At 61.4% G+C, this 25,124-nt stretch carries 15 protein-coding genes and 1 tRNA gene; 7 read left to right on the top strand and 9 right to left on the bottom strand.

Annotation, left to right across the window (positions count from 1 at the left end):
• The first annotated feature begins 147 nt into the window (after positions 1-147).
• Positions 148-2,784, top strand: a complete 2,637-nt coding sequence (locus J3P79_RS11505) for an excinuclease ABC subunit A (RefSeq protein WP_434610578.1) — start codon at positions 148-150, stop codon at positions 2,782-2,784.
• 79 nt (positions 2,785-2,863) lie between these two features.
• On the opposite strand, the gene hemN is transcribed toward J3P79_RS11505, so the two are convergent.
• From hemN to J3P79_RS11490, 3 genes are all read right to left on the bottom strand, one after another.
• Positions 2,864-4,252 carry an oxygen-independent coproporphyrinogen III oxidase gene (gene hemN, locus J3P79_RS11500; RefSeq protein WP_434610575.1) on the bottom strand — a complete coding sequence of 463 codons (1,389 nt, stop codon included), beginning with the start codon at positions 4,250-4,252 and terminating at the stop codon, positions 2,864-2,866.
• A complete protein-coding gene (locus J3P79_RS11495; RefSeq protein WP_434610573.1) occupies positions 4,252-5,616 on the bottom strand; it encodes a coproporphyrinogen III oxidase in 1,365 nt (454 codons plus the stop codon). The genes hemN and J3P79_RS11495 overlap by 1 nt, the downstream gene beginning before the upstream one ends.
• A gap of 84 nt (positions 5,617-5,700) precedes the next feature.
• On the bottom strand, positions 5,701-6,144 hold the full coding sequence (locus J3P79_RS11490; RefSeq protein ID WP_434610570.1) for a CopD family copper resistance protein: 444 nt from the start codon (positions 6,142-6,144) through the stop codon (positions 5,701-5,703).
• 384 nt (positions 6,145-6,528) lie between these two features.
• Here J3P79_RS11490 and J3P79_RS11485 point away from each other — a divergent pair, with 384 nt between their 5' ends.
• The gene (locus tag J3P79_RS11485) at positions 6,529-12,138 is read left to right on the top strand and encodes a putative Ig domain-containing protein (RefSeq protein ID WP_434610568.1); all 5,610 of its coding nucleotides are present in this window, start codon (positions 6,529-6,531) and stop codon (positions 12,136-12,138) included.
• A gap of 79 nt (positions 12,139-12,217) precedes the next feature.
• Here the strand turns inward: J3P79_RS11485 and J3P79_RS11480 are convergent, their stop codons facing one another.
• The 3 genes from J3P79_RS11480 to J3P79_RS11470 are packed head-to-tail and all read right to left on the bottom strand — an operon-like array spanning position 12,218 to position 16,654.
• Positions 12,218-13,567, bottom strand: coding sequence for a TolC family outer membrane protein (locus tag J3P79_RS11480; RefSeq protein WP_434610567.1), 1,350 nt, complete (start codon positions 13,565-13,567; stop codon positions 12,218-12,220).
• Between the two features lie 2 nt (positions 13,568-13,569).
• Positions 13,570-14,940, bottom strand: coding sequence for an HlyD family type I secretion periplasmic adaptor subunit (locus J3P79_RS11475; protein ID WP_434610565.1), 1,371 nt, complete (start codon positions 14,938-14,940; stop codon positions 13,570-13,572).
• Positions 14,933-16,654 carry a type I secretion system permease/ATPase gene (locus J3P79_RS11470; protein ID WP_434610562.1) on the bottom strand — a complete coding sequence of 574 codons (1,722 nt, stop codon included), beginning with the start codon at positions 16,652-16,654 and terminating at the stop codon, positions 14,933-14,935. The genes J3P79_RS11475 and J3P79_RS11470 overlap by 8 nt, the downstream gene beginning before the upstream one ends.
• Positions 16,655-17,109: 455 nt before the next feature.
• Between J3P79_RS11470 and J3P79_RS11465 the strand changes: the two genes are divergently transcribed.
• A complete protein-coding gene (locus J3P79_RS11465; RefSeq protein ID WP_434610561.1) occupies positions 17,110-17,547 on the top strand; it encodes a hypothetical protein in 438 nt (145 codons plus the stop codon).
• A gap of 314 nt (positions 17,548-17,861) precedes the next feature.
• Here the strand turns inward: J3P79_RS11465 and tspO are convergent, their stop codons facing one another.
• Entirely contained in the window at positions 17,862-18,302 is a 441-nt protein-coding gene (gene tspO, locus J3P79_RS11460; RefSeq protein WP_434610559.1) for a tryptophan-rich sensory protein TspO, read from the bottom strand.
• Positions 18,303-18,556: 254 nt separating this feature from the next.
• Here tspO and J3P79_RS11455 point away from each other — a divergent pair, with 254 nt between their 5' ends.
• Together J3P79_RS11455 and J3P79_RS11450 are read left to right on the top strand one after the other, a co-directional pair.
• Positions 18,557-20,038 carry a hypothetical protein gene (locus J3P79_RS11455; RefSeq protein WP_434610557.1) on the top strand — a complete coding sequence of 494 codons (1,482 nt, stop codon included), beginning with the start codon at positions 18,557-18,559 and terminating at the stop codon, positions 20,036-20,038.
• 63 nt (positions 20,039-20,101) lie between these two features.
• Positions 20,102-21,268, top strand: coding sequence for an epoxide hydrolase family protein (locus J3P79_RS11450; RefSeq protein WP_434610555.1), 1,167 nt, complete (start codon positions 20,102-20,104; stop codon positions 21,266-21,268).
• A 43-nt stretch (positions 21,269-21,311) separates the two neighbouring features.
• On the opposite strand, the gene J3P79_RS11445 is transcribed toward J3P79_RS11450, so the two are convergent.
• Positions 21,312-23,624: a hypothetical protein gene (locus J3P79_RS11445; RefSeq protein WP_434610552.1), complete on the bottom strand. Its 2,313-nt coding sequence runs from the start codon at positions 23,622-23,624 to the stop codon at positions 21,312-21,314.
• 24 nt (positions 23,625-23,648) lie between these two features.
• Positions 23,649-23,723: transfer RNA gene (locus J3P79_RS11440), tRNA-Lys, on the bottom strand.
• A 527-nt stretch (positions 23,724-24,250) separates the two neighbouring features.
• On the opposite strand from J3P79_RS11440, the gene J3P79_RS11435 reads away from it, so the two are divergent.
• Both J3P79_RS11435 and J3P79_RS11430 read left to right on the top strand, forming a co-directional pair.
• Positions 24,251-24,532: a hypothetical protein gene (locus tag J3P79_RS11435; protein ID WP_030138768.1), complete on the top strand. Its 282-nt coding sequence runs from the start codon at positions 24,251-24,253 to the stop codon at positions 24,530-24,532.
• A gap of 230 nt (positions 24,533-24,762) precedes the next feature.
• Positions 24,763-25,083, top strand: coding sequence for an isochorismate lyase (locus tag J3P79_RS11430; protein ID WP_434610550.1), 321 nt, complete (start codon positions 24,763-24,765; stop codon positions 25,081-25,083).
• The last annotated feature ends 41 nt before the right edge of the window (positions 25,084-25,124 follow it).

The following is a 25,124-nucleotide window of genomic DNA, read 5'->3' as shown; positions in this document are numbered from 1 at the left end:
ATCCCCTCGCCACGAAAGCGGTTCGGCGCAGACGGCAGGAATTCTTTTCGCACGCAAACGCTGGAATCCGGTCGCATAATCGTCAGCGCTGTGATGCAGTCCGCTCCCCACCGTGCGTAACGCACCGATAGCCACAAGGAATCCCCGATGCCCCCACGCTCCACCCCTGCTTCTACCGCTGGCACCGGCTTCGTGCGGGTGCGTGGCGCCCGCGAGCACAATCTCAAGAACATCGATGTGGATATCCCCCGCGATGCCCTGGTGGTGTTCACCGGCGTGTCCGGTTCCGGCAAATCCTCGCTGGCCTTCTCCACGCTTTATGCCGAAGCCCAGCGGCGTTATTTCGAGTCGGTCGCACCTTATGCGCGGCGATTGATCGACCAGGTCGGCGTGCCGGACGTGGGCAGCATCGAAGGCCTGCCGCCGGCGGTCGCCTTGCAGCAGCAGCGCGGCACGCCCAGTGCGCGCTCCTCGGTGGGCAGCGTCACCACGTTGTCGAGCCTGATCCGCATGCTCTATTCCCGCGCCGGCAGCTACCCGGCCGACCAGCCGATGCTCTATGCCGAAGACTTCTCGCCCAACACCCCCCAGGGCGCGTGTCCGGAGTGCCACGGCTTGGGGCGGGTCTATGAAGTGACCGAAGCCACCATGGTCCCCGACCCTTCGCTGACCATCCGCGAACGCGCCGTCGCCGCCTGGCCCATGGCGTGGCAGGGACAGAACCTGCGGGATATCCTTGTCACCCTCGGCTATGACGTCGACATTCCCTGGCGCGACCTGCCGAAGAAACAACGAGACTGGATCCTCTTCACCGAAGAAACCCCCACCGTCCCGGTGTACGCCGGACTCACTCCGGCCCAGACCCGCGAAGCCCTCAAGCGCAAACTCGAACCCAGCTACCAGGGCACGTTCAGCGGTGCCCGGCGCTACCTGTTGCACACCTTCATGCATTCGCAAAGTGCGCAGATGCGCAAGCGCGTGTCCCAATACATGCGTGCCAGCCCCTGCCCGGCGTGCGAAGGCAAGCGCCTCAAGCGCGAGGCGCTGACCGTCACCTTCGCCGGGCTGGACATCGCCGAGTTGTCCAACCTGTCGCTGCTTGAGTTGGCCGAAGTGCTCACGGCCGTGGCGGCGCCTGATTACCTGGAACAACCGGAAGAGCCGGGCGATGTCCTCACCCACCGCCAGACCCGCGAAGCCCGCGAACAGCGCGCCGCCAGGGGCGACAACCCGCACGCGGGCGGGCCCGACGCCCGCCACACGCCCAACCTGTCCCTGGAAAAACGCCTGGCCGCCCAGCGCATTGCCGCCGAGCTGCTGGAGCGCATCGTCACGCTGATCGACCTCGGCTTGGGCTACCTGGCCCTGGAACGCAGCACGCCGACGCTGTCCTCCGGCGAGCTGCAACGCCTGCGCCTGGCGACCCAGCTCAACTCCCAGTTGTTCGGGGTCATCTATGTGCTCGACGAACCCTCCGCAGGCCTGCACCCGGCCGACAGTGAAGCGCTTTTCGGTGCCTTGCAGCGATTGAAGGCAGCGGGCAATTCGGTGTTTGTGGTCGAGCATGACCTGGACACCATGCGCCGCGCCGACTGGCTGATCGACGTCGGTCCCGACGCGGGCGAGCAAGGCGGCAGGATTCTTTACAGCGGTCCGCCAGAAGGCCTGGGGCACGTGTCGGAGTCACGCACCCGCGCCTACCTGTTCGCCGAAGAACACGCCACCGCGCGAACCCCACGCAAGCCCAAGGATTGGCTGCGCCTGGAAGGCATCACCCGCAACAACCTCGACAACCTCAGCGCGGCGTTTCCCCTGGGCTGCTTCACGGCTGTCACCGGTATTTCCGGCTCCGGCAAGTCCAGCCTGGTCAGCCAGGCGTTGCTGGATCTGGTCGGAGCCCACTTGGGCCGGCCAAGCAACAACGCCGAGGCCGAGGAACAAAGCCTGGAAGACGAACCGGTGCAAACCAGCGGTGGCCAGGTCACCGCCGGGCTCGAGGGGATCAAGCGCCTGGTCCAGGTCGATCAGAAACCCATCGGCCGCACGCCGCGCTCCAACCTCGCCACCTATACCGGACTGTTCGATCACGTGCGCAAGCTCTTCGCCGCGACGGAACAGGCGCAGGCGCTGGGATTCGATGCCGGCCGTTTCTCCTTCAACGTCGCCAAGGGCCGTTGCGAAACCTGCGAAGGCGAAGGCTTCGTCAGCGTGGAATTGTTGTTCATGCCCAGCGTGTACGCCCCCTGCCCGACCTGCCATGGAGCCCGCTACAACCCGCAGACCCTGCAGGTGACCTGGCAAGGCCTGGACATCGCCCAAGTGCTGCAACTGACGGTGAACCAGGCCCTGGAAGTCTTCGCCGAGCAAGCGGCAGCCAGTCGTTCGCTGCAGGTGCTGAAAGACATCGGCCTGGGTTATCTGCGCCTGGGCCAACCGGCCACCGAATTGTCCGGCGGTGAGGCCCAGCGGATCAAGCTGGCAACCGAACTGCAACGCAAGGCCCGGGGCGCGACGCTGTACGTGCTGGACGAACCCACCAATGGCCTGCACCCCCAGGACGTGGATCGCCTGCTGGTGCAGCTCAATCGCCTGGTGGACGAAGACCATACCGTGGTCGTGGTGGAACATGACATGCGGGTGGTGGCGCAGAGCGACTGGGTCATCGACGTCGGGCCAGGGGCTGGAACACAGGGTGGGAAGGTCGTGGTGAGTGGTGTGCCGCAGGTGGTGGCGGCTTGCGAGGAGAGCCGTACGGCGCCGTTTCTGAGAAATGCCCTGCGCTGAACCGTTCGAATGAGAGACAGAACCCCTGTGGCGAGGGAGCTTGCTCCCTCGCCACAAAAAACGAACCTGCGACATAACATCAAACCGTACGCGAATACTGCACCGTCTGCTCCCCTGCCAGGTACGCGTCGAAGGCCATCGCCACGTTGCGCATCATCAGTTGTCCTTGGGGCAGCAACACCAGCGAATCGTTGCGGATGTCCAGTAGCCCATCACCCACGAGTTCCTGGAGCCGGCCGAGCGCCTCGCCAAAATAATCGGCAAAACGAATGCCGTGTGCCGCCTCGATCCGGCCAAAATCAATCCGTCCATGGCACATCAGTTCACTGATCACCTCGCGCCGCAAGCGGTCGTCATCGCTCAGCCGGTAACCGCGCTGGACCGGTAACACGCCCTCGTCCAAGCGCGCGTAGTATTGCGAAAGCTCCTTGACGTTCTGGCTGTAGCTGTCACCGATCTTGCCGATCGACGACACGCCCAGGCCGATCAGGTCACAGTCGGCGTGGGTGGAGTAACCCTGGAAATTACGTTGCAACGAACCCTCGGCACGGGCGCGCACCAGCTCGTCGTCCGGCAGCGCGAAGTGGTCCATGCCGACGTAGACGTAACCGGCCGCGGTCAGGCGATTGATGGTCAGCTCCAACAGTTCCAGCTTGCGCTCGGGCGGCGGCATGTCTTCGGGGCGGATCATCCGCTGCGCCCTTACCCGCTGCGGCAGGTGCGCGTAGCTGTAGGCCGCGATCCGGTCCGGACGCAGGGCGATGATCTTGTCCAGGGTGACGTCGAAACTGGCGATGGTCTGCAGTGGCAGGCCATAGATCAGGTCGACGCTTACGGACTTGAATTGCGCCCGTCGTGCGGCCGCCACCAGCTCGGCGACCTGCGCTTCGCTTTGAATCCGATTCACCGCCGCCTGCACCTGCGCATCGAAATCCTGGATGCCGAAACTCAGGCGATTGAACCCCAGCTGGCGCAGGCCCTGGACTTGCCCGGCATCGATCGTGCGTGGATCGACCTCAATGGAAAACTCGTGGGCGTCGCTGTCGTCCATGTTGAACGACTGGTGCAGGCAATCCATCAGGTCGGCCAGTTGCCCGTGGGTCAGGTAAGTGGGCGTGCCACCGCCCAGGTGCAGTTGGGTCAGCTTGCGCGAGCGGTCGAACAACGCCGCCTGCAAGGCGATTTCGCGCTTGAGGTAGCTCAGGTATTCGGCGGCGCGATGGGTCTTGCGGGTGATGATCTTGTTGCAGGCGCAGTAATAGCAAAGGCTTTGGCAGAACGGGATATGGATGTACACCGACAACGGCTTGGGCACCGGGGCCTGGTGGCTGCGCTGGGCAGCTTGGCGGTATTCATCCATCGCGAACGCCGAGTGAAACTGCGGCGCGGTGGGATAGGAGGTGTAGCGCGGCCCCGGGCGATCGTATTTTTCCACCAGGGCGCGGTTGAAAGCACAGGAAGCATTCATCAAGGGTTCAACTTTTCAAAAGAGTTTGGGGCTGCGTTAACCGGCACGGAGTCGAACAGGTTGCAGATCGCATCCACGTTCAAGCGCCCGGCGGGCAGGATGCCGATGAAACGGCTCGACAGCTCGATCAATCCCTGAGCATGCAATTGCTCCAGCAACGGCCAGATGTCGGCGAAATATTCGCGGAACACCAGGCCGAAGCGTGCTTCGATGGCGGGTATTTCCAGCTCCAGGTCACAGGACAACTGTTCGGTGACCGTGACTCTGATCTGATCCTGCGCCTCGCAGCGCCAGCCACGGCACACCGGCAGTTGCCCAGCATCGAGTAGCCGGCAGTACTGCAGCAGATCAGCGGTGTTCTGCACGTATAAGTCTTCGATCTGGGAGATCGCCGCCAGGCCGAACCCCACTTGATCGCAGCAACCGTGACGGGTGAACCCATGGCAGTCGCGGTGCAGCCGCCCATGTTCCTGGGCGACCGCCAGGTCATCGTCGGCCCGGACAAACTGCCCAAGGCCAATGTAGTGATAGCCCGCACCGAGCAGTTGATCGCAGCAGTCGCGGCGCATGGCATCCTTGTCCGCCTCGCTGCAAAAAGCGCCGAACCCGCCGGCACTCTGGGAACGATAGCGATAAGGCGCGCGGGCATAGTCGAAGACATGCAGGCGATCGGGCTCCAGCTCGATCAGCGTGGCCAGTTTCCGGGCGAAACTCTGGGGCGTCTGCCAAGCGTGGCCGTAACCGAGGTCGATGTTGATCGAGCGGAAACCGAAAGTCCGCGCCGCATCGATCAGTGAATGAATCGGCGCCGGGTCCTGGTAGCAATCCACCGACAACTCGCTGTCGAGGCCGATGTCGGGCACGCCGATGCTGACATGGGTGAAACCCTGGTCGCGAATCAGGCCCATGGTCGACCAGTCGGTATGGTGCAGGTCGACTTCAATGCTGTGGTCGCCGCTTTCGCAGAAATCGAACCGTTTGCGCAGGTCGTCCATCAGCCGTTGCAGATGAATGATCACCGGGGTTCCACCGGTCAGGCAGAACTGCTCGACACGTCGCCCGGTGCCCAGGTGGCAAGCGACCAGCCCCACTTCATAGGCCAGGCGTTGCAGGTATCCCTCGATCTCACCGCATTGACACACGCTGGCCAGCGGCGAACAAGACGCCAGCCGCAAGCGCGACGGCAAGTGCACCGCCAGCGACAGCGGGCGACGTTTCTGCCGGCTGGCGCGCAAGCCCCTGAGCAGGTCGAGGGAGCCGATGCCGCTGTGGAACTTCTCCGTACCAACCGGGCAATCGACATCCGTCGCCACCGGCGCACGGTCCGCGGCACGCTCACCAAGGATTTGAAACAGGTCGAACATGACGATCTCCGAGTGGCTGCGCGGCGACAGTGTCGGGCTTATCCCGTGCGGACACCTTGACCTGTATCAAGCGCCCGGCAACGGCTACCAGGTGAGGAAGAACATGCCCTTGGCCAGCAACACAATCGCGACCATGTGCAGGAACACACTGGTGTGAATGACCTGGACGTAACGACCGTTCATGCGCCCGCTGCGGAACAACCACATGGCCCAGAGAAAGTGCCCCAATACACTCATGGCGAGCAGGATCTTGAGCCCCAGCAAAATGCCGAACGAAGACTGCAACGGCGCCGCCAGCACCGTGCGATAGCGTAGCCAGACCATGGCGATGCCCGCACCGAACAACACCAGCAGCACCCACGGCATCAATTGCCGGGCACGCCGGCTGATGCCCTGTTCCAGCAACACCATCACTTTGTTGGGCAGTTGCTTGCGGATGCTCTCCAGGAACAGCACCTCGAAAAACACCGTGCCGATGAAAATCAGCGCGGCGAACAAGTGCAAGGTCAGAAACAGCGGATAGGTCATGACAGCCCTTTTTCGGCGGGGCGAATGGTTTATTCGAGGGTATCGCGCGGGCCGTTAGGTGGGGTTGATGCCAATCAAGGAAAGGCCAAGCCAGCGCAGTCCCCTGTGGGAGCGAGCTTGCTCGCGATAGCGTCGGATCAGTTACATCAAAAGTGCCTGATACACCGCTATCGCGAGCAAGCTCGCACACAGGGTTCGATGTTTCGCCCGAAAAAGCGTCAATGAAACGTTACACATTCGAAACGCATCCAACCGTTTATCAGTTTTTTGACACTTCACCGATACGCGGTCACAACTTTTTCGCTCCGTTGGGTCATAACACCGTGGTCGCCGATGGAATATTGGCATCCAACGAGGTTTTTAGCCTGATACGGAGATAAGTCCATGATTTTCAATGTACAAAATTTTGGCGCCAAAGGAGATGGCGTCACTGACGACACGGCGGCTATACAGAGTGCAATCGATGCGGCAGCGGCCGCAGGCGGCGGGCAGGTGTACATGCCGACCGGCACCTACATCGTTTCGGGGGGCGAGGAACCGTCCGATGGCTGCCTGATGCTCAAGAGCAACGTCTACCTGTACGGCGACGGCATGGGCGACACCACGGTCAAGTTGGCCGATGGCTCGGACACCAAGATCACCGGCATCATCCGTTCGGCCTATGGCGAGGAAACCCACGATTTCGGGGTCAGCAACCTCACCATCGACGGCAACCGCGACGCCACCACCGGCAAGGTGGATGGCTGGTTCAACGGTTATATTCCCGGCGAAGAAGGCTACGACTCCAACGTCACCCTCGACAGCGTCGAGATCAAGGATTGCTCCGGGTACGGCTTCGACCCCCACGAGCAAACCGTCAACATGGTCATCAAGAACAGCGTGTCCCATGGCAACGGCCTGGATGGCTTTGTCGCTGACTTCCTAAGCGACAGTACCTTTGAAAACAACATCGCCTACGACAACGACCGCCACGGTTTCAACGTCGTCACCAGCACCCACGACTTCACCCTCACCAACAACGTCGCCTATAACAATGGCGGCAACGGCATCGTGGTGCAGCGCGGCAGCGAAGACATCCCCTCCCCCAGCAACATCACCATCACCGGCGGCGAGGTATACGGAAACGGCGCTGAAGGTGTGCTGATCAAGCTGTCCAGCGAAGTGACCGTGACCGGTGTCGATATCCATGACAACGCCAGTGCCGGCATTCGCATCTACGGCAGCAACCACGTCGACGTGCTCGACAACACGCTCAACAACAACTCGTTGGGCAGCGCCGTGCCGGAAATCATCATCCAGTCCTACGACGATACCCTCGGGGTGTCCGGCAAGTACTTCAACGGCAGCGACAACCTGATCCAGGGCAACGTCATCAGTGGCAGCGACCTGTCCACCTACGGCGTCGCCGAGCGCAACGAGGACGGCACCGATCGCAACGCCATCATCGCCAACACCATCAGCCACACCAGCAAGGGCGCCACGCTGGTCTACGGCGACGGCAGCTACGTCAGCGCCACGGTGCCGATGACCACTGTGCAAGGCACCGCGGGCAACGACATTCTCACGGGCACTAGCGCCAGCGAGATTTTCTATGGCGCGGCCGGCAACGACACCATCAACGGCGCGGCCGGAAGCGACATCCTGGTGGGTGGCGCGGGCATCGACAAACTTACCGGCGGCACCGGTGCCGATACGTTCCGTTTCACCAGCCAGTCCGACAGCTATCGCAACGCAACAACCAGCTTCGACGACACCATCACCGATTTTGATGTGACCCAGGACAAGATCGACCTCGCCGGCCTCGGTTTCACCGGGCTGGGCAACGGCCGTGGCGGCACCTTGCAGGTCAGCTACAACGCCAGCAGCGACCGCACCTACATCAAGGACTACGACGCCGACGCCAGCGGCAATCGCTTCGAGTTGATTCTCTCGGGCAACCTGGCGAGCACTTTGACGGCCAACAACTTCATCTTCAACCGAGTGATCACCGGCACCACCGGCAGCGATTCGTTGCTGGGCAGCGACGCCGCCGACACCCTGCTCGGCCTCGCGGGCAACGACAGCCTCAGCGGTGGCGCGGGTGACGACAAGCTCGACGGCGGCGCCGGCATGGACACCCTCACGGGCGGCACCGGGGCGGACACCTTCGTGTTTTCCGACCGGCTGGACAGCTACCGCAACTACAATACCGGCGGCGCCAACCTGGGCGACGTGATCACCGACTTCAACGTCGCCGCCGACAAGATCGACCTTTCCGCCATGGGCTTCACCGGGTTGGGCGACGGCAAGAACAACACGGTGTACCTGGTGCTCAACAGCGCGGGTACCAAGACGTACGTCAAATCCCTCGAAGCCGACGCCAATGGCAACCGCTTCGAAGTAGCCTTGGAGGGTAATTACCTCAGCACCCTGACCAGCGCCAACTTCGTCTTCGCCACCTCCTCGCCGACCAACCAGGCACCGGTCGTCGCCACGCCGTTGCTGGACCAGAACGCCACCGAAAAAACGCCCTTCAACTACGTGGTCCCGGCCACCAGTTTCACCGACCCCGATAACGACAGCCTCAGCTACACCGCCAAGTTGGCCGACGGTAGCGCCCTGCCCAGCTGGCTGACGTTCGATGCCGCCACGCGCACCTTCAGCGGCACTCCGCCGGACACGGCATCGGGCACCTACTCGATCCAGGTCACCGCAACCGACGGCAGCAACGCCACCGTCAGCGACAGCTTTACCCTGGCCGTGCAAGACGTGCCCGCGTCCGTTGTGATCAACGGCACGCCGAACAACGACACGTTGACCGGCACGGTCGCCAACGAGCAGATTTTCGGCGGCGCGGGCAACGACACGATCAACGGCGCCGCCGGCAACGACATCCTGGTGGGCGGCACCGGCGTGGACAAACTCACCGGCGGCACGGGCGCCGACGTGTTCCGCTACACGTCCAAACTCGACAGCTACCGCACCAGTTCCACCAGCGCCAGTGACCAGATCCTCGATTTCGACGTGGCCGCCGATAAAATCGACGTCGCGGCCCTGGGCTATACCGGCCTGGGCAACGGGCTCAACGGCACGCTGCAGGTCACTTACAGTTCGTCGACCAACCGCACCTACCTCAAGGACCTCACGGTCGATGCCAACGGTAACCGCTTCGAGATTTCGATGGCGGGCAACTTCGTCAGCAGCCTGACCGCAAATCACTTTGTCTTCGCTGACCAGAACACTCCGACCAACGTGGCGCCGGTGGTGGTCATCCCGCTCCTGGACCAGAACGCCAGCGAAAGCACGCCGTTCCAATACACCGTCGCCAGCAACAGCTTCAGCGACGCCAACCAGGATGTGCTGACCTACACCGCGACCCTCGCCAACGGCAGCGCCCTGCCCTCATGGTTGACGTTCAACGCCACCAACCTGACCTTCAGCGGCACACCCACCAACACCGCCGCCGGCAACTACGACGTACTGATCAAGGCCACCGATCCTTCGGGTGCTTCGGTCAGCGACAGCTTCGCGCTGGTGGTCGCCGATGCGCCGGCCAACACCATCACCGGTACGGCCAATGCAGAAAGCCTCAACGGCACGGCAGGCGCCGACCTGATCCTCGGGCTCGGCGGCAACGACACCATCAAGGCCGGCACCGGCGCGGACATCGTCGACGGCGGTGCCGGGCGCGACTCGCTGTATGGCGGCGACGGCGCCGACACCTTCCGCTACAAGAACTTGTCCGACAGCTACCGGGACTATGACACCGGCGGCGTCACGGCCACGGACACGATCTATGACTTCACCGTGGGCGTGGACAAGATCGACGTGTCCGGCCTGGGCTTCCTTGGCCTCGGCGACGGCAACAACGGCACGCTCTACATGACCCTGAACGCGGCGGGCGACAAGACCTACGTCAAGTCCAGCCAGGCCGACGCCGATGGCAACCGTTTCGAAATCGCCCTGAGCGGCAACTACCTCAACACCCTGACCGCCAGTGACTTCGTCTTCGGCGAGCGCGCCCAGCAGGACATCCTCTACCTGCCGACGCTCGGCCAGTCCAACGCGCGCCTGCTGCGCATGAGCGAGGACGACGATCAATCCGGCACCTCGATGCTGGTCAACGACCTGAGCAAGTACACCACCTACGACGTGCGCAGCCAGTTCAACGATGCCGACGGCAACGGCATCGACATCGCGGTCGGCGGCAGCACGGTCAACGGTTTGTCGACGCTAGGGGCCGAGGAACTGAAATTGTGCTGGTGGCTGACCGACACCAACCAACCGGGGCCGGCGCTGTTGCGGGCCGTGACGTTGTTGCGTGATCAGCTCACCGAACTCAAATCCATCGACAACGTGACCATGGGCATCATCTGGGGCCAGGGCGAGGAAGCCGCCCAGGAAATCGCCCGTTCAACCGACAAGGCAGCCGCCGCGGCGGCCTACAAGGCGGCGACGCTGAAGGTCTTCGATTACCTGCACGCCCAGTTCGGCAATTTCACCGTGTACATGATGGAGACCGGCCACTATGAGCAGGACGCCGCGCGCGCCCGTGGCTACTCGGAGGAAAAAATCGCCGCCATCGTCGAGGGTGTGGGGTATGTCCGCGCCGTCCAGGAAGCCATCGCCGCCGAGCGCGCCGATGTGAAACTGGCGGTGGACTACAACGACCTGCCCTTGCGCTATGAAGTGGACCCGTTGGTCTACCCCGACGACGTCTGGCACCTGCACGAAGAATCAGCGGAAATCGTCGGCCAGCGCCTGGCCGACTACATCGCCGATGACCTCGGTTTCCAGGGCAACCCCAACGACAACAACAGCGTGCAGGATATTTTCGACGGTGCGCAGAATGAAGGCGGGATGATTTCCGGCACCGACCAGGCCGATACCCTGGTGGGCAGCTCCGGCAACGACACACTGGACGGTGACCTGGGCGCCGACACGTTGACCGGTGGCGATGGCAATGACATTTACATCGTCGACAACGCGTTCGACAGCGTGGTGGAAACCAATACTTCCACCTCGCAGATCGATACGGTGCAGGCCTCGGTCAGCTGGACCCTCGGCGCCAACCTGGAAAACCTCGTATTGACCGGCGTCTCGGACATCGACGGCACCGGTAACGAGCGCCGCAACTTCATCACCGGCAACGTCGCCAACAACGTGCTCAACGGAGCCGCAGGCGCCGACAGCATGAGCGGCGGCGACGGCAACGACACTTACTATGTCGACAACGCCAGCGATACCGTGATCGAGAACAGCAGCAATCCGGTGTCGGGCGGAATCGACAGCGTCCACAGCAGCTTGGCGACCTACACCCTGGGCAACAACGTCGAAAACCTGTACCTCGACAGCCCTGGCGCCGCCAACGGGATCGGCAATGCGCTGGCCAACGTTCTGTTCGCCGGTGCCGGCGACAACATCCTCGACGGACGCGATGGCAGCGACACCGTCTCCTACGAGCGAGCCATGGCCGCGGTGACCGTGAACCTCTCGACATCCGCGCAACAAAACACCGTGGGTTCCGGGCTGGACACCTTGAAGTTCATCGAGAACCTCACCGGCAGCGCCTACGCCGATACGTTATCGGGCAACAGCGCCGGCAACATCCTCAACGGCGGCGCGGGCAACGACACCCTGGTGGGCGGCTCGGGCGATGACCGGCTGATCGGCGGCGCGGGCACCGATAACCTCACCGGCGGCACCGGCGCGGACACCTACGCGTTTGGCGCCCTGTCGGACATGGACGTCGGCGCGGCACGGGATGTGATCAACGGCTTCAAGAGCACCGAACTGGACAAGCTGGACTTCACCGGCCTGGACGCCAATCCGCTGACCGCCAATATCGATGCATTCACGTTTATCGGCAGCAACGCCTTCGACGCCAACGCCACGGGCCAGTTGCGCTTCGTCGACGGCATCCTCTACGGCAGCGTCGACGCCGACGCCACCGCCGAGTTCGAAGTGCAACTGGTGGGCGTCAAGGAGCTGCATGCCAGCGACTTTACTGCCTGATTGAGCATTTCGGGGCTGCTGTCATTTGTGGCGAGGGGATTTATCCCCTCGCCACAAAAGCCCTGTTCCCGCATTGCTCTTAAAACAGGCTTTGCACCTGCTGCAGCACCGCACGGTTCATCTGCCCGGTGTGGGTGTGCAGGCTTACATAGCTTTGCAGCATGTCGAGCTTGGTATCGAGCAGGTCCCGGCGCGCCTGGAACAACCGTTGCTGGGCGTCGAGGATATCGACGGTCGACCGCACGCCGCCCTGGAAACCTTTCTCGGTGGAGGTCAGTGCCCGCTGGTTGGACTCCACCGCCCGTAGCATCGCCTTGCTCTTGGCGAACCCCGCGACCACGCCCAGGTAATCGGTCTCGATTGATTCCGCCAGTTCCTGGCGCTGCACGTCATAGTCCGACTGGGCACCGGCCAGTTGTGCCTCGGCCTTGGCTACCGAGGCGCGGACCGCGCCGCCGCGATACAACGGAATGTCCAATTGCACGCCAACGTAATAGGTGTCCTGGCGCGGATCGAGTTCCTGGTACTGGCGGGTTTCCCGACGGGTCAACTGGGTGGTCAGCGACAACGTCGGATAGTGCCCGGCGCGCTGGCTGTCGGCCTGGGCCTCGGCAACTTTCACCGCCGCCAACCGTGCCGCCAATTCTGGGCTGGCCTCGCGGGCGATTGCCGTCCAGTACAGCAGATCCTGCTCGGGCGGGATCGGGCTGCCGGCGGGCAACTCTTCGCGCATCGGCTGGATGTCGTCGATGGGCACGCTCGTACGCCCCGACAACGCCCGCAACGCGGCCACGCGGCGCGCCTGGGCCTCGGTTTCCTGGGCCTCCACCAGATCGAGCCGGGCCTGGGCCTCGTCGATATCGGTGATCGCGCCCTGGCCGCCCTCATAGAGCTTTTTGCTCTGGACGACCAAGCCACGGATGGCGGTTTTTTGCTGGGCGATCAACTTGAGTTCGTTCTCTGCGCGGGCAACGTCGAAGTAGCCCTTGGCGACGCGATCGAACAAGGCTTGGCTGGCCACATCGAACTGCTGGGTGCCAAGCACACCCCGCGCCTTGCCTTCCTGATACGCCGCCCAGCGCCCCTTGTCGTAGAGCGGCTGCTGCGCCGCCAACGTGACGTTGTTCGCCTGGTAATCGTTGCTGTTGACATAGCCACTGTCATCGCCGCCATCCGTACGCCCGCCATAGCCATAACGCGATGACAGCGACACTTGCGGATAAAGCCCGCCACGCCCGATCGCCTCTTCCTGCCGTGACGCGTCGTAGGCGTGGGTCGCGGTCTGCAAGGTCGGATCATTGAGCCGCGAGGCATCGTAGGCGGCGGTCAGGCTCAACCCGCCCTCTGCCGCCCAGGCGGGGCCGATCACCGCCCAACTGGTGCACAGGCTCAACAGCACACGGGCGCCGTAACGGCAACGGTCGGTCATGCTCATTCCTCTTTGAAGGCAGCCAGCAAGCGTTCGCGCAGGGGTTTCATCAGGTAGTTCATCAAGGTGCGCTCACCCGTCACCACGGTGACGTCGGCGAGCATGCCGGGACGCACCAGCAGCCCGGCTCCTTGCAGCGAGGCGACCGTCTCGGCCGGAATCTCGACCTTGGCGGAGAAGTACGGCTGATGGGTCTGCTCGTCGATCAACTGGTCCGCCGACACGGTGGTGACCGTGCCGGTCACGGTCGGCGTATCCACCCGTTGCAGGGCGGTGAAATGCACGTGCACGGGCAGCCCGGGAGTGAGTTTGTTGGCCATCAACGGATCAAACCGCGCAGTGATCGCCATCGGAGCGTCCAACGGCACCACTTGCATCAGCGTCTGCCCGGCCTGGGCGACGCCGCCCACCGTATGGATGGACAAATCCATGACCTGGCCCGCCACCGGCGCGCGGATCGCACCGTTGTCGACTTCGAACTGCAAGGCGCGGATCTGATCGGCATAGCCGGCGGCTTCGGCCGACACTTCGCTAAGCTGGGTTTCAGCATCGCGGCGGAATTCCTGCTGCGCCTGCAAGGCCTTGAGCCGACTCTCGTTGATGGCCTGGCGCGTGCGGCCGACGTCACCGATGCCGGACGCGATCTGTCCGGCCAGTTGCGCCGCGTTGCGCTCGGCCTCGAAGAGCTTGTTGCGCGGCACGTAGCCTTCGCGGGCAAGCTCCCGCAGCCCCACGAGCTCCTGTTGTTGAAAGCGCATTTGCGCGTCGTAGTTGCGCTTGACCCCTTCGTAGCCCTGCAACTGTTGCTGCAAGGCGCCGATTTCGTGCTCGATGATCTGCAAGCGACTGCCCAGCTCGGCACGTCGGGTCATGAACAGTTGGCTCTGGAGGGCCATGGCTGCCTTGACGCGTGGTTCGTCGGCGCGCTCCAGCAATTGCTGCGGCCACTGGATTTCGTTAGCGCCCAGGCGCTCAGCCATCAACCGCGCCTCGATGCTGCGGTCGTTGAGCAGCTTGCCCAGGGTCACGTCCAACTGCGACTGGGCCTGCACCGTGTTGAGCTGCACCAACAGTTGTCCCTGGCTCACGCGGTCACCGTCACTGACCAGCAGTTTTTCCACCACACCGCCCACCAGCGACTGCACCGCCTTGCGCTCCCCCGCCACCACCACGGTGCCGCTGCCGACCACGCCTTGATCGAGCGGTGCCAGGCACGCCCAAAGCAGAAAACCGCCCAGGGTCAGGGCCAGGAAAACCACGCCGTAGCGCGCCGCGCCGCCCGCATCGGTGCTGGCGCTGGGCAGCGTGTTACTGCTGAGCACGCTCAAGCCATGCTCACCGTGGGCCGCGGCGGTCGGTTTCAAATCACGCATCTTTGCTTGCCTCCCGCACGGCGGTTGGCCTTGGCCCCGGCATCAGCGCCTTGAGCACCCGGTCTCGCGGGCCGAACGCTTGTTGAGTGCCGTCCTTCAACACAAGGATGTGATCGACCACCGCCAACACGTTGGGCCTGTGGGTGATCAACACCACGGTGCTGCCGGCAGCCTTCAGCACACCGATGGCTTGCACCAGCGCCAGTTCGCCGGCTTCATCCAGATTGGAATTGGGCTCGTCGAGCACGATCAGCGACGGGCTGCCATACAGCGCGCGCGCCAGGCCCAGACGCTGCTTCTGGCCGCCCGACAAACCCAGCCCGCCGGGGCCCAGCGGCGTGTCGTAGCCCTTGGGAAATCTCAGGATCATTTCGTGGATGCCCGCGTGGCGGCTGGCGGCGATGATCTTGTCGGCGTCCTGTTCGCCGAAGCGGGCGATATTATCGGCGACGCTGCCGTCGAACAGCTCGATGTCCTGGGGCAGATAACCGAGGTACGGCCCCAGCGCATCATGGGACCACTGGCTGATCTCGGCATCGTCCAGGCGCACCGAGCCGCCCATGGCCGGCCACACGCCAACCAGCGCGCGAGCCAAGGTAGATTTGCCGCTGGCACTGGGGCCGACCACCGCAAGCACTTCGCCCTTGCCGAGGCTGAAGTTGATGCCCCGCAAGATCGGCTGCGAAGCCCCGGGCGGCCCCACATACACTTGCTCCAGGCGCACCGCACCCGTGGGCGGCGGCAATGGCATGCGCAAGCGATCACGGGGGTGTTGGTCAAGCAACTGGCTCAGGCGCTGGTAACTCTGGCGACCGGCATTGAATTGCTTCCAAGAGCCAATGGCGATTTCCACCGGTGCCAGGGCGCGTCCCAACAGCAATGACATCGCGATCATCATGCCCGCCGAGAGCTGCCCTTCAAGCACCAACAGCGCGCCCAATCCCAAGGCCAGGGACTGGCCGGAAATCCGCACGAAACGCGTCGCCGAAGTGATGCGCGCCCCGCGGTCGCTGGCATGGGCCTGCGCCGCAATGATCCGTTGTTGCAGCAGGCTCCAGCGCTGGCGCAGCGGCCCGAGCATGCCCAGGGCCTGGATGACTTCGGCGTTCTGCAGCGTGCTGTTGACGTAGATCGAGGATTGCACGCCCAGGCGGTTGGCCTCCCCCAGACGCGTGCGGGTCGCCAGTTCGCCCCACAGCGCCAGGCCGATCAGCAACACGGCGAGCACCAGCGTCAATACGCCGAACCAGGGATGAAAGATAAACGCCACCAGCAGGAAGATCGGCAACCACGGCGCATCGAGCAAGGCGATCAGGCCCTGGCCGGTAATCAGTTGCCGCAGGGTCGCCAGGTCACTCAGCACTTGCGCCGGGTTGGCGTTGTGCTCGCGCAGGCTGCGGGCAAACGCCGCATCGAAAATCCGCTCGCCCAAGGCATCGTCCAGCCCGGCGCTCATGCGGATCATCACCTCGCCGCGCACCCACTCGATCAACGCACTGAACATGAACAGCCCGAGGGCGATCAAGGTGAGCATGAACAAAGTGGTTTCGTTGCGACTGGTGAGGACGCGGTCATAGACCTGCATCATGTACAGCGACGGCACCAGCACCAGCAGATTGATCGCGCCGCTGAACAAGCCCAGGGACCAGAACACCCGCCGATAACTTAGCAAAGCGGCGTCGATGTCATGCCGTGGATCGAGAAAAAAACCCATAGAGTGTCAACCCGCAAAAGGAAATAACGGCCCCGGCGCAATCCATCGCGAGTCATTCGCCCGAAGGCGTCAAAAAAAGAGCGTCATGCTGCTGACATTGTCGCCATCTGTGGCGAACTCCGCCCGTACTGGGGCCAACTACTGACAACGCAGCTAAGGGTTAGTGCCAGCTTGGAAAGTAGGTATTTATGGGAAATGGAAAACAGGGCTGCCGCGTGGACTGTGCAAGCAACCCATCAATTGCTCGACCGGGATTGGGTGCGGAGGCCAGGCAGGCACATGCGGTATGGACACGGCCAGCAACCTGTTGCGGACAAAGGCAAACACTTGCGACGACCGCTTATCGATGGACCACGATAACTGTCAACTCTGACAGTAGGTAAATCCGGTTCCGGAGCATTTACTGATGGTGGGTTGAATCAGCGCCACCATTACTCGCCTGTGAGGCATCTGTCATGGCCACATCAAACGAAACAACAAATTTGCACACCTTTGAATACACGCTTGGGAAAACAACCACGAAAGTTAACGAGCCGAGGATTCAGTACAGCCCAGGTCGAACGCTAAACATAGAAAGTGGAAGTTCAGATTCACCGCGGGCCTTGCTGAAATTGGTGTTTCACAAACGTTGGGAGGTAGGCCCTTACCGTTACAACCTTCAGGATCTAGCGAGCGTCACGTTTGAACTTGGCTACATTCAAAAATTCGATCAGAACCCATCCGGCTTTCTGGAGGGCATCGTTGAAGAGGTCGGATCAGGTGTTCTAAGGATCAACGGGAATACACAGAACGGCCAAGTGTTCAAGAAAGATCCGCCTGAAGAGGAGTATGGCCGGATTGAATTCAAGGTCGTCTTCCAATTTGGAGCTTCACAGAATCCGGTGGGTAGTTGACGACAAAGCCCCCTCTCCTAGATAAACCGTTGGGCCACGTTACCTGCCTACGCTCCCGAGTCAGTTACCTGTGAGCGCCGCCTTTTTGCCTGATTTCGCCACGTTGGCATGGCGTCCTGCCTCCCGGACGCGTCTAGGCCGTGGCACTGGCAGCTTTGCACAATCGGGTAATCCACGAAGGCAATTGGGAGATCAATGGAACGGAGGGCCGAATGATCCGTACAGACACCGGGGCGACACCCACGCCAACTTGTCGCTTTTCGGCCATCAATCTTTGTTCGCTGGGCATGGCGTCATGGCGCTTGGTTTGTTCATCAGCGGTTATGACGCAGGATGGAAAAGTTCAGCGCTGCAGCCACACAAAGCCACGCCAGGTAGGGAAACAGGATCATCCCGGTGATCACATCCAGGCGCAACGCCAACACCACCATCGCGGCCACGACCAGCCAGAGCAGCGTGATGATCACCATGCCGGCGATCATCTGGTGCGCCCCGAAAAACACCGGTGTCCACAACGTGTTAAGCGCAATCTGCGCCGCCCACAACGACAACACCAACTGGCTTCCCGGTATCAGGCTCAGGCGGTACCCTGCCCAGGCAAGCAGCAGATAAATAATCGACCAGGCCACGGGGAACAGCCAGTTAGGCGGCGTGAAGCTGGGTTTGACCAGGGAGTCGTACCATGGGCCCGGTTTGAAAATGACGCCCGTGCTTGCAGCAGCACAGCAGGCGAGGAGAAAAATAAAGAAGGTCATCGTCCGTCCTTGGTTGAAAGAGAAGACTGAGAGGCACTCGAAATGGAGCCCATCCACCCACTATGACCCAGCACTTATTTATGAATTCACTACGTTTGGAACGTGCCCCCTGAATCGTCCCAAAAAAGTAAGGCCGGACCTCAACGCAACGCTCTCTTGCCTATTCAATATCAGGTGGCCATTATTCTCGGCAGGACGCCGACGCGATACGCGCGGTGCCAATTATCAGCCGGTGAATCCAGCAAGGACGCAAAATGGGCGAATACGAGACGAAGGAACATGACGCTTTCGAAGGCAAACGTCGACAATTCACGGCACTCCTCGAAATAGAGCGCGATGAGCAAAACGAAGAAACCGGCGGATGGGTGATCTTCGATGGATTCGCCAGAACCTTCAGCGACGGACAAATCTTTGACCTGCTTGCTTTACGCACCACTTTTAACTCATTAGCGAAGCTGTTCTCCGGCCTTGCCGAATATACCGGCCAATGGGTGAGCATCGAGGTGGCCTCACACGTCGCTGCCCATTCAATTCCCGCCGAGGTGGTGATGTTTGGGGATAACACTGAGTCTATTTATCTTCACATCACAAGCTTGACTCCAGCGCAACTGGAACCGGATGAATACAGGATGTTGACGCTCTCTGGAGAGGCTCGAACACCGGCGACTTTTATTGCTGCGATCTTGGATTTCTCTCTGCGTGCGTCGGGCGACCTCGCCGCTGCCGCCTATGATGTGGGCCAGGGGAACTGCAACGCCATAGTTGACCAGTACGAGCATCCCCGGGTTTTCTTTGACTTAGGCTGGGCCCCCAACTTCCACTCTTTTACCCGACCGCCTTCACAGCCGGACTTCTTTGCCTGCGACAGACGCACAGTAGCGCCAGTAGTCCTGTCCCATTGGGATATGGACCACTGGTCTTATGCCATCAAGCGAAGCGCATTCAACCCAACGAACTTGACGACCAAGCACGAATGGAACGCGCAAGCGCTCCAGCGGTTCTGGATTGGACGCGCACCTCAGACCAAAGCGCACCAGATCGGTCCATTGGCGATGAGTTTCTATCGCGAATTGACCAAGGTTCATCTCTTTCCTGGAATCCCAGCCATGCTTCTATGGCCAAACAATTGCCGCCGAATTGATTTCTCCGAGGGTTGGCTGGAAGCCTGCGATCCTCCCTCCCATTTGCCGCAAGACAGAAACAACACCGGTATAGCAATGTTTGTCCAACCCAATCGCAAGGGCCCAGCTATCTTGATGACTGGCGACGCGGACTTCCCGTCTATCCCCTCCTTGCAGACAAACAAACGCCTGAAATTGGCTGGCATGATCGCTCCCCACCATGGGTCAAGAATAACGGTCGCGGATGTTCCAAAACCGTTAAAGCGAGGGCCGAAAAAGCTTGTGTTGTCAGTGGGCAACGGGAATGTCTATGGGCATCCAAAACAGGAATCCATAGATGCCTACCAAGCCGCAGGATGGGACTGGAAGATTGTTGCCACCCAAGAACGACAAACCTGCCCTCACACCGTAACGCTGTTCCCTGCCACGCATTCACATCTCCATGGGAACGTGCTGCTTAAGTTCTCGCCTGGCGCTCCGGATCCCAAATGCGGTTGTGGCCAGGTTCGACAGGGAAACTTGTGCCTGATTCCAAGCCACGTCGTAACCTCCTGCCCCCCTTCAGGCACCAGAAAAACATACATCAGGAAGAAAAAAACAGCGGTGGTTCCATAGAGACATAAATGCTGGCTAGTCTTGGATGCTGTTGTGTGAACAGCACCCAACCATGATGAAACCATGACGATGCTCATCGAACCCTTTTCCATCAGCCTGCCTGAACAGGCACTCGAAGACCTGCGCCGTCGTCTCTTGCATGTCCGATTGCCGGAGCCTTTGGCCGGGTTGGGCTGGAGCGAAGGCATGGATGCGGACGTGCTGCGTGACCTCCTCACCCACTGGTCGACAACCTTCGATTGGCGCGCCCAGGAAGCAGCACTCAACCGCCTGCCACAATTTGTCGCCACCCTCGGCGAACAGCAGGTTCATTTCGTCCACCAGCGGGGCATTGGCCCCAGTCCGATGCCGCTGGTGCTAACCCACGGCTGGCCCGGCTCGTTCATCGAAACGCAACGCATCATTGAACTGTTGACGGACCCCGCCAGCCATGGCGGCGATCCGGCCGATGCATTCGATGTGGTGGTGCCGTCCTTGCCGGGCTACACCTTTTCCGCGCCGTTCAAGCAAACCGGTTGTGGCCCTTATGAAGTGGCCGGTTTATGGAGCGAGTTGATGTCCGGGCTGGGTTATGAGCGGTTCGGTGCCCAGGGCGGCGATGTAGGCGCGGCTGTCACCAGTTGGTTGGGCGTGCGCTTTCCCGAACGACTCACCGGCATCCACCTCAACTACATCCCCGGCGCCTACCGCCCGCCCCTGGGCGAAACCGACCCACCTTTGACCGAAGAGGAAACCGCGTTCCTGCAACGCGCCGCGGCCTTCAGCGAAGCCGAAGGTGCCTACGCGCACATCCAGCGAACCAAGCCACAAAGCCTGGCCGTGGGCTTGAGCGATTCTCCGGCGGGATTGCTGGCGTGGATGGGCGAAAAGATTCTGTCATGGTGCGATCCGAGCGCCCCCATCGACCGCGAATGGCTGCTGACCAATGTGACGCTCTACTGGCTGACCAACTGCATCGGCTCGTCGTTTCGCCCGTATGTGGAAGGCAGTCGACGGCCTCTGCTGCTCAACAGCGGTGAAAAGGTGAAACCACCACTCGGGGTCGCGCTGTTTCCCAAGGAACTGCCGCTGCCGCCGCGCAGCTGGGTGGAGCGTGGCTACAACGTCCAGCGCTGGACGCAGATGCCTCGGGGTGGTCATTTTGCGGCGTTGGAGCAACCTGAATTGTTGGCGGAGGATATTCGGGGTTTTTTTCGGGACTACCGTTTAGCATCTGTTGCCTTGCGATGAGCAGGGCAATCTTCAGCCGGCTTGCCCTTCGTCAGCGCACGTCTTATCGCAACCAATGCGACTCCGTCGTCCACCCCAGGAAAACGCGTGCACCTTCAATGGTTCGATTCTGTTGCGGCAAGCGACGTCCCGCTGCTGCAAGGCGCAGCCCAACCATCACAGGTAGAAACTTCTCCTGAAAAGCAGCCGGCTGGCTAACGAAATGCGCTTCGATGACTTCGATAGCCGACCCCCTTTCGGATTCGTCGAGCATCGACAGGTAAAAAATCATCTGGCGCCAGGCATACGCCGTGTTCTTGAGCATGATCAAGCGCCCGTGATAATGCTCGATACGCATCTGCTGGCGTCTGCAGATCCATTCAAAACAGGCCTGGGCGAGTGAGTTCAAGCGTGGGAGCAACAGTGTTTTCAGGTCGAGCTCGCAGAACAGCAGCGCGAGGTTCTGCGTGGTGACTATCTGTTGCTGTTCAATGATGGTGCCGTTGGTTGCGGGACGCCACGTACCCAGCTCTGCGTTTGCCCGCCGCGCGCACAAGGTCGTCAAGGCATCGGTGCCTGTTGACGAGCGCCGCGAGAAGGGTTGGCTCGCCCTCGACTTGGGTTTGTCGGGAAGCGTCGTCAGGGCCTGCGTATCGACATCGTAGTAACGGGCGTACAGAGTGCCTGCCAGCGCCCTGCCCGCCCGCCTGGCGGCTTCGATGAACTTGTTGGAAAACTCCCCCATGAAGATGTCCGAAGCGACTTCGTCCACGAAGGGCAGATCCAGCCCGGCTGTTTCGGCGAGGGCACGCAGTTCCTTGAGCAGCTTGTTGGGCAGGATCGCCTGGGGAAAGGCAGTCAGCGTCAGCGCAGATGCCTCGATAAGCGCCTGCCGAGCGATGTCCGCGTCGAGAGAGTGACGTTGTCGTTGGCCTTCTATGAGCGCCACCCAGGGCAGCTCGTCCAGCCTGACCTGGCTTTGAAGATCGACCAATAACAACGAGCGGCGCCGGCGAAAAGCACGATAAGTCGCCGCGTAGAGATTGCCCAGTATCGGGTCGGGAAACCCGGCGCTACGTATGTCAGCGGTCATCGCCGGCAATACCCGCGCGACGGTGTCGCCCGACGTAATCAAGCCGCGTTCGATCAGTTCGGCAATCGTACCGCTACCGCAGCGCTCCACGCGCTGGCGAATCGATCGAGGAAGATCAGCCTCGCCCGCAAGGGCAAATGCGTTTGCCTCTTGCGCAGTGACCGGCTCAAGCAAGGGCGTCAAATCCGATATGCCGTCATCGGCCGGATAATGTTCCATTCGCTTGGCAACCGCCTTGGCGAGCACGTGGTGGCCCGGCGCGGCGACATCCTCGCGCTGTCGGGATCGGTACTCACGATGAAGGTCGGAGTCGGGCAGACCATGCTTGCGCACGAAATCCCCAACGATCTGACGAATCCGGCCCACTTGACGGCCTGTCAGCGAGGCTGGATCGCCAGCGCATTGTTCAAGCAGTGCGAACAGGTCCGAGAGGCGTGGTTTCGAAGCCCCAACGGCGCGCCCTTCGGCATCGCGGAACGCATAGAAACGCGTGCAAAGCGAAGCGGCCTCTTCGGGCCAGCCCTCGGGATAAACCCTGCACGGCCACTCATCCTGGTAAGTCAAAAGGAAATGGGAGACGGCGGCGTCGTACAGCGGCAGGCAGATTTCGATGACCTGCTTCTGGACCGCCAGTCGTGGCTGAGCCCGCAACTTCAAGAGCCGTTGGCGAATCTCGCCAGCGTTGAATACATGGACTTGCGCCGAAAAAGATTGTGGTTTTGCGCAAGGCGATGGAAAGAAGCGCAAGCGATCGAAGAATGGGGTGATGGTCTCGATGAGTGCCCAAGCCTCATCCACTTGATGCTGATCCAGCAGCCACGCCACGCTCAGCAGGGCCGACTCTTCCGGAACGTCGACACGGTAATTACCCGTCGCCAGATAGCTCCGCAATACGTCGAGCCCTTCATCCGTCAGATACCACGCATTGAGGTCCAGACGTTCGAAGCCGGAACGGATACCCGGGATCGATGCAGCCAGCGCTTGCTCGTGCTCATTCAGTTCACCACCGGCCAGCAACTGCCCCGTGGCAAATCCGCCCGTGGCAACTTCCAACGTCACCCAGACAGGAATATCGGCTATCGGCATCCGGGCGCCGTACCGCAGAGTCCCCTTCGCGGCGTGCGCTAACACCTTCTGCCAACGGGCGACCCGCTGAGCCAACTTGGCCTGGGCTTCTGGCTCGGGATCGGCGCTTTGGGCGACGAGTGCCTTGGACAATTGGAAGGCCGCATAGCCCACGCCAATGTCGTGTGTTCCGTCAGATTCAGTGTCGTCCTTGAGCATGCGTGCTGATGACCCTGCGAATAATGGGTCCGGGGGCTGGATTCGAACCAGCGCCCACCCGGTTAAGAGCCAGGTGTTCTACCGCTGAACTACCCCGGAGCAGAGCGGGCATTGTCGGTCAGCATCACCGAGATGTGAAGCGTCTTGGATGACAGGATATGTGGCGCGATTTAGCGGTCCGAGAATCTCGTAGGAAATGACGACCCGTGGCGAGGGAGCTTGCTCCCGCTGGGCTGCGAAGCGGCCTAGGATTGGCGACTCCGTTTCGTCAGACGTGCCGCATCGCCCGGTTTTGCGGCGGCTGCGCCGCCGAGCGGGAGCAAGCTCCCTCGCCACGGGGGATTGGGGCGTCCTACAGGTCGGTTGTGGGGGCTGGGGGCGGCTTCTATAGTTGGGGCGTCGCTGGCTTTTGTCAGTGGCTGGGTTTCGCAGCCCGATAGCAAAGGAAATGCACCGTTCAATGAAATTCAGGCAAACTTGCCCGCGTTCATTTTATGGCGGTTGCGTGCGGGAGACTTTCGGGTCTGCCGGGTTTTCCTTCCTCGGTCTGCGAACCTGCGCGCAACTGCCACCCATTTGTTTCGCAGCGAAAAGGGGGCATTTCTTTTATTGAAGGAAGTAATCTCATGACAGCTAATCAACAGTTACCCCGCTACACCCCTCTGACGCAAACCGCTACGACCCAGCCCGTCCTGCTGATCGATACTCAAGCCCCACTGCCCGAACTTCACGCCTGCGTCAGCGAACGCCTGCACGCCACGCTCGATTTCCTGACCCTGGTGGCCTGCTCCAGCCTGCGCGACTCCTCCACCAGCGACATCAACACCCTGACCAACGTTGCCCGGATCCTCGTGCAAGACGCGACAGACGTATTCGGCGTCATCGAACAACGCGGTCTCGAAGGCTAACAGCACTGTAGGAGCGAGCTTGCTCGCGAAGACGGCGGCACAGCGAATGCAGATGCAAGCTGACCCACCGCTTTCGCGAGCAGGCTCGCTCACACAATGGATCGGAGTATGACCGTAAGAATCAGGTCGGTTACGCCAAACCCAAAAACATCCAGGCCGACTGTAGAGCCAATATCCCGAGTAAGCTGCCACAGCAAATAGACCATCTACTACAAATGGAATAAACCTAAATGGAAGTAAAAAACCAGCTATCCCCTGCGCAATGCACCGGCATGGAAGACATCCGCCAGGAAATCGATACCCTCGACCAGGCCGTCATCAAGCTGCTGGGCAAACGCTTTCAATACGTGCTCGCGGCGTCGAAGTTCAAGACATCCGCCACATCGGTACGCGCCCCGGAGCGCTTCAAGGCAATGTTGACGACTCGGCGGGAATGGGCCGAGGCCGAGGGACTGAGCCCGGATGCCATCGAGAAGATGTACAGCGACCTGGTGAATCACTTTATTGCTGAAGAGATGAAACACTGGACGGCGCAGCAGCCCCAGACCTGAGCCTTGCACCCGTGGCGAGAGAGCTTGCTCCCTCGCCAGGG

This window comes from Pseudomonas sp. R1-7 (assembly GCF_051132105.1).
Lineage (GTDB): Bacteria > Pseudomonadota > Gammaproteobacteria > Pseudomonadales > Pseudomonadaceae > Aquipseudomonas.
This window is presented reverse-complemented; position numbering and strand designations above follow the sequence as displayed.

Excerpts from the sequence above, each read along its gene's own strand:
- J3P79_RS11505 (WP_434610578.1), top strand. The coding sequence starts at position 148 with ATGCCCCCACGCTCCACCCCTGCTTCTACCGCTGGCACCGGCTTCGTG.
- hemN (WP_434610575.1), bottom strand. The coding sequence starts at position 4,252 with ATGAATGCTTCCTGTGCTTTCAACCGCGCCCTGGTGGAAAAATACGAT.
- J3P79_RS11495 (WP_434610573.1), bottom strand. The coding sequence starts at position 5,616 with ATGTTCGACCTGTTTCAAATCCTTGGTGAGCGTGCCGCGGACCGTGCG.
- J3P79_RS11490 (WP_434610570.1), bottom strand. The coding sequence starts at position 6,144 with ATGACCTATCCGCTGTTTCTGACCTTGCACTTGTTCGCCGCGCTGATT.
- J3P79_RS11485 (WP_434610568.1), top strand. The coding sequence starts at position 6,529 with ATGATTTTCAATGTACAAAATTTTGGCGCCAAAGGAGATGGCGTCACT.
- J3P79_RS11480 (WP_434610567.1), bottom strand. The coding sequence starts at position 13,567 with ATGACCGACCGTTGCCGTTACGGCGCCCGTGTGCTGTTGAGCCTGTGC.
- J3P79_RS11475 (WP_434610565.1), bottom strand. The coding sequence starts at position 14,940 with ATGCGTGATTTGAAACCGACCGCCGCGGCCCACGGTGAGCATGGCTTG.
- J3P79_RS11470 (WP_434610562.1), bottom strand. The coding sequence starts at position 16,654 with ATGGGTTTTTTTCTCGATCCACGGCATGACATCGACGCCGCTTTGCTA.
- J3P79_RS11465 (WP_434610561.1), top strand. The coding sequence starts at position 17,110 with ATGGCCACATCAAACGAAACAACAAATTTGCACACCTTTGAATACACG.
- tspO (WP_434610559.1), bottom strand. The coding sequence starts at position 18,302 with ATGACCTTCTTTATTTTTCTCCTCGCCTGCTGTGCTGCTGCAAGCACG.
- J3P79_RS11455 (WP_434610557.1), top strand. The coding sequence starts at position 18,557 with ATGGGCGAATACGAGACGAAGGAACATGACGCTTTCGAAGGCAAACGT.
- J3P79_RS11450 (WP_434610555.1), top strand. The coding sequence starts at position 20,102 with ATGACGATGCTCATCGAACCCTTTTCCATCAGCCTGCCTGAACAGGCA.
- J3P79_RS11445 (WP_434610552.1), bottom strand. The coding sequence starts at position 23,624 with ATGCTCAAGGACGACACTGAATCTGACGGAACACACGACATTGGCGTG.
- J3P79_RS11435 (WP_030138768.1), top strand. The coding sequence starts at position 24,251 with ATGACAGCTAATCAACAGTTACCCCGCTACACCCCTCTGACGCAAACC.
- J3P79_RS11430 (WP_434610550.1), top strand. The coding sequence starts at position 24,763 with ATGGAAGTAAAAAACCAGCTATCCCCTGCGCAATGCACCGGCATGGAA.